Source organism: Gemmatimonadota bacterium (genome assembly GCA_009838845.1).
GTDB lineage: Bacteria > Latescibacterota > UBA2968 > UBA2968 > UBA2968 > VXRD01.
Window position 1 is genome coordinate 1 of sequence record VXRD01000118.1, and the last position, 12,757, is coordinate 12,757.

The 12,757-nt window shown below is 54.8% G+C and carries 10 protein-coding genes; all 10 read left to right on the plus strand.

From position 1 onward, the window contains the following. The first annotated feature begins 120 nt into the window (after positions 1-120). Entirely contained in the window at positions 121-2,109 is a 1,989-nt protein-coding gene (locus F4Y39_15740) for a hypothetical protein (GenBank protein MYC15174.1), read from the plus strand. Next, positions 2,090-5,083, plus strand: coding sequence for a hypothetical protein (locus F4Y39_15745; GenBank protein MYC15175.1), 2,994 nt, complete (start codon positions 2,090-2,092; stop codon positions 5,081-5,083). The genes F4Y39_15740 and F4Y39_15745 overlap by 20 nt, the downstream gene beginning before the upstream one ends. Before the next feature lie 104 nt (positions 5,084-5,187). Further along, positions 5,188-6,348, plus strand: a complete 1,161-nt coding sequence (locus F4Y39_15750) for an iron-containing alcohol dehydrogenase (protein ID MYC15176.1) — start codon at positions 5,188-5,190, stop codon at positions 6,346-6,348. 27 nt (positions 6,349-6,375) lie between these two features. Next, positions 6,376-7,677, plus strand: coding sequence for a DUF2088 domain-containing protein (locus F4Y39_15755; GenBank protein MYC15177.1), 1,302 nt, complete (start codon positions 6,376-6,378; stop codon positions 7,675-7,677). A gap of 24 nt (positions 7,678-7,701) precedes the next feature. Beyond that, positions 7,702-8,973, plus strand: coding sequence for a dihydroorotase (locus tag F4Y39_15760; protein MYC15178.1), 1,272 nt, complete (start codon positions 7,702-7,704; stop codon positions 8,971-8,973). Between the two features lie 13 nt (positions 8,974-8,986). Next, positions 8,987-10,111, plus strand: coding sequence for a glutamine-hydrolyzing carbamoyl-phosphate synthase small subunit (carA, locus tag F4Y39_15765; GenBank protein ID MYC15179.1), 1,125 nt, complete (start codon positions 8,987-8,989; stop codon positions 10,109-10,111). 125 nt (positions 10,112-10,236) lie between these two features. Next, positions 10,237-10,704: a hypothetical protein gene (locus F4Y39_15770; GenBank protein MYC15180.1), complete on the plus strand. Its 468-nt coding sequence runs from the start codon at positions 10,237-10,239 to the stop codon at positions 10,702-10,704. Positions 10,705-10,802: 98 nt separating this feature from the next. Then, positions 10,803-11,216 (plus strand): LytR family transcriptional regulator, encoded by a 414-nt coding sequence (locus F4Y39_15775; protein ID MYC15181.1) that lies wholly within the window; start codon positions 10,803-10,805, stop codon positions 11,214-11,216. 39 nt (positions 11,217-11,255) lie between these two features. After that, a complete protein-coding gene (gene rsfS / locus F4Y39_15780) occupies positions 11,256-11,606 on the plus strand; it encodes a ribosome silencing factor (protein MYC15182.1) in 351 nt (116 codons plus the stop codon). Positions 11,607-11,724: 118 nt separating this feature from the next. Beyond that, a partial coding sequence (mtnA, locus tag F4Y39_15785; protein ID MYC15183.1) for an S-methyl-5-thioribose-1-phosphate isomerase occupies positions 11,725-12,757 on the plus strand: 1,033 nt, incomplete at its 3' end.

Genomic DNA, 12,757 nt, shown 5'->3' on the forward strand with positions numbered 1-12,757 from the left:
CAACTCACCAGCCCCCTCATAATAACCCCAATAGCACAAATTGACAAATACTACCCCATGCGTTTGACACTGCTATTTGGGCATCGTATATTAACGCGCATTCTAAATACGGAGCACAAAATGGCTATTTCGCAACCCGACCCCCAAATCCAACCGACCGAATCACCGCGTATTACCGGGCGATCCATCCTCCTCGGCCTGCTCACCGCCGGCCTGATGGCCTATTCTCAAAATGTCCTCGAAATCGTACTCCACGCGGGATCGATGGTCAAATCCAGTTTTCCCGTCGCCCTCATCCTGGGATTCCTCCTCTGGGTCGTGATCAACATGATTATCGCCCGGATAGCGCCGCAATCTGTGCTCTCGCGTCACGAAATGATGGTCATCTTTGCCACCATGTGGATTGTGGGCATGATGCCCGGCGTCGGCTGGATGGGATATTTTGTCGGCGCGTTGCCCGCACCCCATTTTTTTGCGTCACCGGAAAATCGCTGGACAGAATTGTTCTTAGACGAACTGCCTCACTGGGCATTTCCCGAACCCACCCCCTGGATCATGGACCGCTTCTACTTTGGCCTGCACACGGGCGAATTTGTCCCCTGGACAGGCTGGATACCATCCGTCTTATGGTGGTTTTCTGGCGTACTGGCCTTCATGGCCGCCGGATTTTTTGTCATCGCCATTTTTCACCGCCAATGGGCCGATGCCGAGCGCTTGACCTATCCACTCGTCAACTTCCCCATGGACCTCATGGAAGGCTTTGGCGAAGGCCGTGCATTGCCCAAAATTTTCCGCGACCCCGTCTTCTGGGCTGGCTTTGCCTGGACTGCGGGCATCATCGGTTGGAACATCATCAACTTCTGGTTTCCCAACGTACCCCGCATCACGCTATTTGACAGCATCAATACCAAATCCATGACCGTTGCGCAGAGCTTTCCGCCTGTCTATTTGCGCGTCTTGCCCCTGGTCATTGGCCTCGGATATTTGTGTAGCCTGGATCTTCTGTTCAGCTTCTGGTTCTTTGGCCTCTTCGCCGTGGTCAAAATGGGCGTCATCAACCGCACCGGTTTCACAGTCGGGTTAGAAGGACAAGTTGCCAAAGGCGGAGAAATCGTCAACCTCGAAAGCCACGGCGCAATGACAGTACTCGTCGTCTGGTCTGTATGGATCGCGCGGCGACATCTGATACATGTGGCGAAAACCGCCTTAAAAGGCAACCGCGGCGATGGCCCCATCTCCTATCGCTTCGCCGTTATCGGCCTGATCATTTCCGTGTTGTACCTCTGTAGCTTTTTCATATCCCTGGGCATGTCGCTATCTCTCGCAATTGTCCATCTGCTAATGATGTTCATCGCGTATTTTGCGACCTCCAAATTCATTGCCGCCAGCGGATTCGGATACCTCTTCCCCGTGTGGATCAAAGGATCGGGCTTTGTCAACGCAATCCTCGGTACAGCCACTCTATCGACCCGCGAAATGACCGCGATGCACCTCGTCAACAGCGGCGTATTCTACGGCGGCGGACGCATTCAAACCATGCAGGTATTGCCCCACCACTTCAAAGCCATGGACGATGTGCCTGCAGAACGCGGCAAACACTGGACGAGTGGCGTCGTCTTTCTCGCATTCACCATGGGCTTCTTTGTCTGTGCCGCCACCATCATCTACTATTGTTATCGCGACTCCGCGCTCTTCTTGCGTTCCTGGACCCTCTGGGAAGGACCCCTGGGTATTTTTGGTGGAATTGGACGCGCATTGGGCGAAACCGAAAAAACATCTTTCGACCCCCAAAAACTCGGCATCTGGCTCCTGGGCGCAGGAATAGCCGCATTATTGGCGGGCCTGCGCACCTGGTTCCCCCGCTGGCCACTGCATCCCCTTGGTCTCGCATTTCAATACACAACGGGACCGCGCTATTACGCCCTGAGCATACTCATGGTCTGGGCAGCCAAACTCCTCATCGTCCATTTTGGCGGTCCACGCCTCTACGAACGCGCAAAACCCTTCTTCTACGGCACAGTAATAGGCTATTGCACCGGCATTGGCGTCGGAATGGTCATAGACCTCATCTGGTTCCCCGGCTCAGGACATGGTTTCCACAATTTTTAATAAAAGATTGAGGATGGGTGCAAGAATAAAAATGCTACTCACCGTCATCGCCTTATGCACGGCGTCTGCATCGGCGCAACGCATTGCACCAGACGAATCGTGGCGCACGCTCGATACAGAACACTTCCGCGTCACTTTTCCTGCGCACCTCGAAGACATGGGACGCAGGGCAGCGGAGCGCGCAGAATGGGCGCACGCCCGGCTATCCGAACAGTTCATCGCCGCACCACGCGGGATAATTGACCTTGTACTAACCGATCACATCGACGTCTCGAATGGCTTCGCGGGTGTGTGGCCCTCGAACCGGATTACCATCTACGCCCGCCCACCTATCGACTCCTTCGGACGTGCCTATTACAATGATCGGCTGGAAAACGTCATCGTACACGAACTGGCGCACATCTTCCACATTGATCGTCCGGGCCGCTATAGTTGGTTGCAAAAGCCCTTTGGGAAAGTGCCAGTACCTTTCTTATCATTCCCCGCAGGTGCCACCCCACGGTGGGTACGCGAAGGAATCGCCGTCTGGTACGAATCCGCACTGACTGGCACCGGACGCACTCTTGGAACATTCCACAAAATGGTACTGCGAACAGCGGCTCTCGAAGGGCGGTTTGAGTCCATCGGCCAGGCGGGAGGTAACTCGCCCCAGTGGCCGGGTGGCACCCGTGCTTATGCTTACGGATCGCTCTTCTTCGAACACCTGATACAAAAATACGGACGCGACCGCATGATAGCCTTCGTCGAAGCAGTGGAAAAACAGTGGATACCCTACCGCCTCGATGCCGCCGGACGCAGCGCCTTTGGCACCACCTTGACGAACGAGTGGAAAGCGTGGGCAGATACACAGCGGACAGCGGCGGCGGAACTGGACACCCGCCTCGCCAAATTCGGTGCAATCACCGAGCCACAGGCGATAACCCGCGGTGCCCGCTATGCGTACCACCCAAAAGTATCGCCCGACGGCAAAACACTGTACTACATCCGATCAGATGGACGGTCAGATGCCAAACTGGTATCAACCAGATTAGATGGCAGTGGTGAATCGACCGTAACCCTGACCAATGGCAGCACCACATTTGCCTTCATCCCCAATGGAGACATCGTCTTCGCACAATATGAATTTGCCGACCGCTATCGCAGATTTAGAGATCTCTACCGCGTAACGCCGGGCAGTGATGTACGACGTATAACAACTCGCGCCCGCTTAACTGCCCCATCGGCCAGTCCTGCAGGCTGGGCAGTCGCTGTCACCGAAGGAGAGGGAACCAGCGGGCTGGCGCGGGTCAATCTCAGCAGCGGTGCCATCGAGATGCTGGTCCCTCCCGACCCGGACATTCACTGGGCGTACCCGGCAATCTCACCTGATGGCCGATGGATTGCGGCGACCCGCTGGACTCAGGGACACCACGACATCGTCCTCCTCGATGCACACGGCAAACTCATCTGCGAAGTAACCCATGACCGCGCCCTTGACTTCGCCCCCTCCTGGAGTGTCAACGGGCAGTGGTTGGTCTGGGCATCTGACCGCAGCGGCATCCCGAACATACTCGCGGCAAAGGTCGATAACGGGCAAGTCTCGCCCCCCGTCATGCTGACCAATCTCCGCACAGGAGCGGCGTACCCCAGCGTCGGTCCGACGGACCGCTGGCTCTACTTCTCAGCTTACCACGTCAATGGCTGGGAGATCGAACGGATTCCATTCAATCCCATTGCGGCACCACCCGCGACTCGCGCGGACTCAACACACACCGTTGCCGAGGTCGCCAACAGAACACGCAGACTCGCTGAGGGACAGGTGCGCGCCTACTCGCCGCTTGCGACCCTGCGTCCCTACTACTGGGTACCCATATCCTATGACCCCATCGCAGTACCCGCTCACCGCAAGGGTGAAACGGCAATACCTCGCACTAAAGTACTCGGTACATCCATCGGCGCTCGCACCTCCGGGATCGACCTCGTACGCCGTCACGCATACACCGTCGGTGCGCGTATCTTCCTACCAATTAAGTCCTCTTCCTCTGGAAGAACAACGGGCAATTTGTCGTACCGCTACTACGGCCTGGGAAACCCCTCGCTCGGGTTATCGCTATCGCAGAATTGGGACGAAGACGGTGCCAGATTATACCGGGAGAGTACCGATGCCCCAACCGAAACCTTCTTCGTCCTCGAGCGGCAACGCCGCGCCTCAGGATCAATGACGCTGGTAAAGCCAAAGGCGCGAAGCAGTGTCTCACTCACAGTCTCCGGCGGACTCGTGCAAGAGGATCGACAAGTACTGGACTCTGCGCTACGAAAAACCCATCGCTTTCAACTCGACGATCCGCGCAGCACCCTGGGCGAACTATCGGTGCGTTTCTCCGCCACCAATGCGCGCTCATCCGCCTTTCAGATGGGATCGGCGACCGGCACATCGTTCTCCGTCCGCGTCAGGCGGCGCCACGACCTCTCCCGCGCCTCAAATGACCACTCAGTCGATGACATTAGAGGCACCATCAGGACCTACGCGAGACTGCCACACTGGTTTCCGGGCCGCCAATTCGCGGCACCCGTGCTGGCACTGCGCGCGAGTGCTGGCGCATCTCGAGGTCCGGGCAGTGATAACGACTACTTCGACATCGGAGGCGCTGAGTCGATCACTTTCCCGGCACGAGGATACGATACATCTACGCGGTCGGGACAGCACGCCTGGTCCGCATCCCTGGAATACCGCGCCCCCCTCGCATTAGAGAATCGCGGCCTGCGGGCGTGGCCGATACACTACAACCGCATCTTCTGGACATTCTTCGCCGACGCCGCCAACACCTATGGGCGCGACACATCGCAGTCGCGCCCACTCCTCTCGGCTGGCACCGAGATTATCATCGACTATTACGTCCTCTATTCGGCAATCCGCTACCGCCTCGGCGTGGCATACCGATTCACCGATCCAGAAGGCGTCGGCTACTACGTCCGCGTCGGCACATCGTTCTAAACCAACGCCACGGGTGTGTTTTTATGTCATTGACAACACCATCAAAAACCATTTTCTTTTTTTAGCTACTATCGGAAGAATAAAAATCGCAGAGGAGTTTGCTCGTGGCGTTTCAAGATCACTTTAGTTATTACGGTCCCACGCGCCTCATCATGGGGCGAGGGACTATTGGCAACATCCCCCAAATTTTGAACGAACAGCAGGTGAAAAAGGCACAAATCGTAACCGACAGGGGCCTCGTCCAGGCCGGCGTTGTCGCACGCGTTACAGAAATACTCGACAAATCGCACATAGCCTACAGCATCTACGACGGCGTTGAACCCAATCCCCCCATTCGCAACGTCGAGGATTGTGCCGCGCAATACCAGTCGGAAAATTGCGACTTCCTGCTCGCCATTGGTGGGGGATCCTCAATGGACGTGGCAAAAACCTCGGGCGTACTCGTCAATCACGGGGGAAAAATCACCGATTATTTTATCGGCGAAAAACCCGTTCCCGGTCCCATCCCCTTTCTCCTGTGCGTCCCCACCACCTATGGCACAGCCAGCGAAGTCACGCCCTTTGCCGTCATTACCGACGACAACCACTTCAAAGGCACCGTCTCAGGTCCCTATGTCATTCCCGATGTGGGCATTCTCGATGCCGATATGGCCGTCGCATTGCCACTGCCCATAGCCGCAGCGACCGGAATGGATGCATTGACACACGCCATTGAATCCTATGTGTCTCTAATGTCCAACCCCATCTCCGAAGGCATGGCCCTGCACGCCATCCGCCTCATCTCGCAAAATTTGCGACAAGCCGCGTACAGCGACCACAACCACGAGGCCACGCAAAACATGATCATCGGCAGCACCATGGCCGGGTTCGCATTCTCACAAACGCGCCTGGGAAACGTACATGCCATGTCACATCCAGTCGGCGGTCACTACGGTGTACCACACGGCATTGCCAACTCGATCTTGCTCACTCGCATCATGACCTACAATCGCTATGCCTGCCCGGAGAAATTCGCCGACATCGCCGCCGCCATGGGCGAAGATGTCAATGGATTGGGCGCTGTTGACGCATCTGTTCTCGCCGTTGAAGCCGTGCAAAACCTATCCGACGACGTGGGTATTCCCGCCACATTGGGCGAAGCCGGTGCAAAAGCCGAAGGCATCCATGTCATGGCTGAAGACGCGATGAAAAGCGGCAATATTCAGGTCAACCCGCGCAAAACGACGATAAAAGACGTAATCGCCCTTTACGAAGAATCCATGTGATAGCAAATCACAACAGGAGGATAAACCATGCCGACTTACCCTCAAATGTTCCGCATTCGCCAGCACTTCGACGCTCCTCGCGTCGATGACATCGCCGGTACTGTGCGCGATGAAATCGCCAGCATCAATCCCAGTTGTGTGATTAAACCCGGTCAAACCGTCGCCATAACCGCGGGCAGCCGCGGCGTCGCCAACATCGACACCATCATCAAAACCATCGTCGAAGAAATGAAAGCCATTGGCGCTGTTCCCTACATCGTGCCCGCAATGGGATCGCACGGCGGGGGCACAGCCGAGGGACAAATCCAGGTCCTGGCCGGATATGGCATCACCGAAGGCACAATGGAATGTCCAATCAAATCGTCGATGGACGTCGTCCAGATCGGCGTATCGGATTTTGGCATGCCCATCTACTTTGACAAACACGCATCCGAAGCCGATCACGTCATTGTGGTCAACCGCATCAAACCGCATACGGGATTTGCCGGCGAAATTGAAAGCGGGCTGATGAAAATGATGCTCATTGGCCTCGGCAAACACAAAGGCGCCTCGGTATATCACCGCGCCATCATCCACCATTCCTTTGACAAAATCGTGCGCTTAGTCGGCAAAGTCGTGCGCGAGGAAATGCCCATCACCTTTGGCGTAGCCACCCTTGAAAACGGCTATGACGAAACCGCACGTATCGAAGCCATTCCCGCGGCAGACTTTGAAGAACGCGAAAAAGTACTTCAAGCCAAATCCAAAGAGTGGTGTCCCTCGCTTCCCTTCGATGATGTCGATCTGCTCATCATCGACGAAATGGGCAAAAACATCTCCGGCTCGGGCATGGACACCAACGTCATCGGGCGCAAACGCAATGACCGCCGCGCAATGGGCGACGAAACCCCGCGCGTCTTGCGCATCTTTGTGCGCGACCTCACCGAAGCCACGCACGGCAACGCCACCGGCATCGGCATGGCCGAATTTGCCACCCGGCGTCTCGTCGATAAAATCGACTATCACGCCACCTATACCAACGTCATCACCGGGCAACACGTTTCAGCAGGTGCGGTCCCGCTGCACTGCGACACAGACGCCGAAGTTCTCGACATCGCCCTCGAATCCATTGGACTCATCGCGCCGGAAGACGCCCGCGTACTCTGGATCCCCAACACGCTCGACCTGGGTGAAGTCGAAGCCTCTGAAGCCTATCTGGCACAGGCCGACATCCGCGACGACCTCGAAATCCTCACCGGACTGCGTACCCTCGAAACCGAAGCCGACGGCAATCTACCGCCCATCGAAGCTTACCGCGACCGCGTACCCGAATCCGTTTTCGCAGATTGAGAGAGGATATTTACAACCTTTCTAATGTCCGATCTCCTGCTCAAAAACGGTCGCATCCTCGACCCGGCTAACAACCGCGATGAAATCGCCAATCTGCTCATCCAGCGCGGTCACATCGCGCGTATTGAACCGCATATCGTCGCAAGTGCCCAAGCCATCGATGTCTCAGGTCAAATCGTCGTACCCGGCCTCATCGATATGCACGTCCACCTGCGCGATCCGGGTTTTCCAGAAAAAGAAACCATCAAAACCGGATGTGAAGCCGCTGCTGCCGGAGGCTTCACATCTGTCGCCTGTTTGCCCAATACAGAACCGACGATGGACAATCCAGAAATTGTCCAATACATCGTCCAACAGGCAAAATCGGCAGATGCCCGCGTGTATCCCATTGCCTGTGCAACCGAAAAAATGCAGGGCGAAAAACTCACCGACACCGATGCCCTGCTCAAAGCAGGGGCTGTTGGATTTTCCGACGACGGCCTCCCCATTGAATCCGAAGCTCTAATGCGCCAACTTTTGGAGCGCGCGGCCGCCAATAATTTTGCGGTTTATCCTCACTCCGAAGTCTTTGAACTCACGCGCGGCGGACACATGCACGAAGGCACGGTCTCCCGCGAACTCTGCCTGAAGGGCATGCCCGCCGAAGGCGAAGCCGCCATGAACGCGCGCGACATCGAGCTCGTGCGCCAAACCCGGGGGCGTCTCCACATCCTGCACCTCAGCGTCAAACGCGCCGCCGAACTCGTGCGGAAAGCCAAAGCAGAGGGCTTGCCCGTCACCTGCGAAGCCTCTCCCCATCACATTGCATTGACCGATGAAGACGTGCGCGTACTCGGCACGGCCGGCAAAATGAGTCCGCCACTTCGCTCCAGCGAAGACCGGGAAGCTGTGATCGCAGGCTTACAGGACGGCACTATTGACGCACTCGCAACAGACCACGCGCCACATACGACAAAAGAAAAATTGGGCGCATTTACCAGCGCACCCAATGGCATACTCGGACTCGAAACCGCTGTCGGCGTCATCTTCACCAAACTCGTCCACACCAACCTGCTCTCCCTCTCAGATACAATTGCCAAACTCACCATAGAACCCGCGCGCATCCTCGGCATCGAAGGCGGCAGCCTCTCCCCCGGCAAACCCGCTGATATTACAGTCATCAATCCCGACCTCGAATGGATTGTAGATGCCAATCAGTTTAAATCCAAATCGCGCAACACGCCCTTTCACGGATGGACATTACAAGGTCGGGCCACAATGACGATACTGGGTGGTCGAGTGACGTCCAAACACTAAAGGAAAGACATTCATGGAAGCGATTCTCGCATTGGAAGACGGCACCATTTTCAAAGGCAAATCCTTTGGCGCAGAAGCCGAATGCGAAGGAGAAGTTGTCTTCAACACCAGCATGACGGGATATCAGGAAATCCTCACAGACCCGTCTTATAACAGCCAGATCGTAACCATGACCTATCCACTCATTGGCAACTACGGCATCAACCCATCCGACTTTGAATCGCAAAAACCCCAGGTCTCTGGCTTTATAGTCAAAGAATACTGCCCATATCCCAGCAACTGGCGATCGACTATTGCCCTCGGCGACTTTCTGAAAGAACACAACATACCCGGTATTGAGGGCATTGACACCCGCGCACTCGTACGGCATATCCGCCGTCAAGGCGCGATGAAAGGCGTGCTGTCAACCATCGATCTCGATTCTGACAGCCTCGTTCAAAAAGCACGTGACTTTCCCGGCCTGATCGGCCGCGACCTCGTGCAAAACGTCACCTGCACAGAACCCTATCACTGGGCCGAGGGCCTTTGCGATCTCAAAATCGGCCAGACCAGACATCTTAAGCAAAAAGCCAAATACCGCGTGGCGGCTTACGACTTTGGCATCAAACACAACATCTTGCGCTACCTCGTTGACCGCGGCTGCGATGTAACCGTTTTTCCCGCCGATACACCCGCAGAGCAACTCCTCGAAATCGATCCCGATGGCATCTTTTTATCCAACGGCCCGGGCGATCCAGAACCCGTGACTTATGCGGTCGAAAACATCCGCAAATTGATCCGCGAACGCCCCACCTTTGGAATATGCCTGGGCCATCAGCTTCTCGGCCTGGCACTGGGTGGAAAAACGTACAAACTCAAATTTGGCCACCGGGGTGCCAACCAGCCCGTGCAGCACGCCAGCACGGGCAAAGTCGAAATCACCGCACAAAACCATGGTTTCTGCGTCGATCTCAACACCCTCGACCGGGAAGTCGTATCACTCACCCACATCAACCTCAACGACAACACCCTCGAAGGCCTGCGCCACCGCGAACTGCCCGCCTTCTCCGTCCAATACCACCCCGAAGCCTCCGCCGGTCCCCACGATGCCGATTATCTCTTCGACGAATTTGCCAAGTTGATGGACAAGGCGAAATAACAGCGAACGACATATATTAACCACTATGGAACATAAAGATATACTCAGGTGTCTAAGAAAACAGAACACTTGACATATCACCTCAGATTCTGTATTCTGTTCATAACGGAAAGGGGGTTTTACACATGCACAAATGGATTTGTACACTTGCAGTTGTAGCCTTGATTGCGACGCAGGCACGGGCAGAAATTGGCATTCAGCCGCAAAACAAAATTCCGCTTGCGGGTGAAAACCTCGTGAACGGGTTAAAAACCACCAGCGGTTTGTTCGACCTGAAAAAGCTCAAATTTAACCACACCATTGGAATCAGTTACAGTTCGGGATACGGCGGTGGCCTGAACCAGTATTATCTCAACGACATCACCTATCAGATATCCAAACCGCTCATCGTCAGAGCGCAAGTTGGCCTGGTCAATCAAATGTCGGGTAATACGCGTTACGGTTCGACCTCATCGGGTGGTGTTCAAGTCGTCGTTCCCAATGTCAGTCTTTTGTATCAGCCCAAACCCAATATTCGCATCGAATTTGGATTCAGCACCTTCAATGGCTATGGCTATCCCTATTATTACAACGACAGGTACAGACGCTATTAAAGAACTGACCTGAACAGATAGGGGCGTCAGCGCGTGAGGCTGCTGGCGCCTCTTTTTTTTCTCTTTTTATTGTTTTTTTTATTGTTATATTGGCCAATATGAAATGGTTATGGGTTCTCGGCTGCCTTATTATCGCCGGCCTGGTCTTTGCGACAAAAGCTTTTTGGGAACCGCAAACGGTCCCCGATGTCGTGCCCGAAGCACCCCAGGTCTCTCACAATATTCGCGTTGAAATTCTCAATGGCTGTGGCACAGGTGGTGTCGCCAACGAGGTCGGACAAAAACTGCGCGATTTTGGCATAGATGTCATGACCCTGGGCAATGCTGAAAATTTCAACTTTCCCGAAACCATTGTCATAGATCGCCTGGGCAAAATAGAATATGCCAAACAAGTCGCCGATGTACTCGGCACGCCCAATGTGATCCAGCAAAAAACACCCGATCCTTTTCGCATTGAGGAAGTCACCGTCATCATTGGGCGCGATTATCGCAGATTGGAAATATTTAAATAGGAGTTCAATTTGTCAGATACCACCGAAAACGTTCGCAGTATCTGTATTGAACAGTTGCTATCGCGCAAAGCCGAAGACCTCATTGCCATTGACCTGCGCCAAACAGCCGACTTCGTCGATTACTTTATCATCTGCACGGGAACCTCCGATGTGCATGTTCGCGCCCTGGCCGATGCGGTAATCGAGGGGCTCAAGGCAGAAGGGCAGCACCCCTATCAGATCGAAGGATATGATGTGCGGAAATGGGTACTGATCGACTTCTTCGACATTGTCGTACACATTTTTCAAAAAGAATCGCGCCAATTTTACGGTCTGGAACGCCTGTGGCGCGATGCGCCGATAGAGCGCATTGAAGACGATGTAGTAATGGACAACAAAATCCAAATGTAATCCAAAGCGCGAATAGACGAATGGCGATACACGCTGATACTGACTTACATCATGTCAGCACATGCTTTGGGAGGATGAGCGGGGTTCGTTGATTCGTTGATTCGCTTGGAGATGGCCAATGCCCGTTCCAACCATCACCTGGGCTGATGATGCCCTGCGCCTCATCGACCAGACCTTATTGCCCGAAGAGTACAAATTCATCACTTGCCGCGATGTCGGCACGGTAGCAGAAGCCATCGTCAGCTTGAGAGTACGCGGCGCGCCAGCCATTGGTGTAGCGGCTGCTTATGGCGTCGTGATTGCAGCGCAAGAAGCCATAGCGCGTAATGCCGACTTTGATCAATATGTAGCGAAAAGCATTCAAAAACTGGCGCAAACGCGCCCCACAGCCGTCAACCTCTTTTGGGCGCTGGACCGCCAGGAAAAGGTCCTCGCCAAAGCAGATGACCATTCACCCGCAAAAAAACGCGACCGCCTGCTCAAAGAAGCCCATGAAATTTTTGAAGACGACAAAAGAATATGCCGCCAGATTGGTCGCAATGGTGCCGAATTGCTATCTTCACAGGCGACTGTATTGACCCACTGCAATGCAGGCGGCCTGGCCACGGCTGACTATGGCACGGCGCTCGCAGTGGTTTACGCCGCCGTTGAAGCGGGCAAACAAGTCGCGGTCTATGCCGACGAAACCCGGCCACTCTTACAGGGGTCGCGCCTCACTGCCTGGGAACTGAATCAAAGCGGCGTAGATGTCACCGTGATATGCGATAGCATGGCTGCTACGGTGCTGCGCGAAAAAAACATCGACAGCATTGTTGTCGGCGCAGATCGCATTGCCAAAAACGGAGATGTAGCCAACAAAATCGGCACCTATGGACTGGCAATTTTAGCCAAAGCGCACCAGGTGCCTTTTTACGTGGCCGCGCCCCTATCTACCATTGACATGAAACGCGATACTGGCACACAAATTCCCATTGAAGAGCGAGAAGAAGAAGAAATCACACACGGCATGGGCCGGCAAACCGCACCCAGTGGCATTCAGGTGTACAATCCCGCCTTTGACGTGACCCCTAACCACCTCGTCACGGCGATCATAACGGAAAAAGGCGTAGCAAAGGGCAATTACTCAGAAATATTTGAGCGGTGGTTAGGAT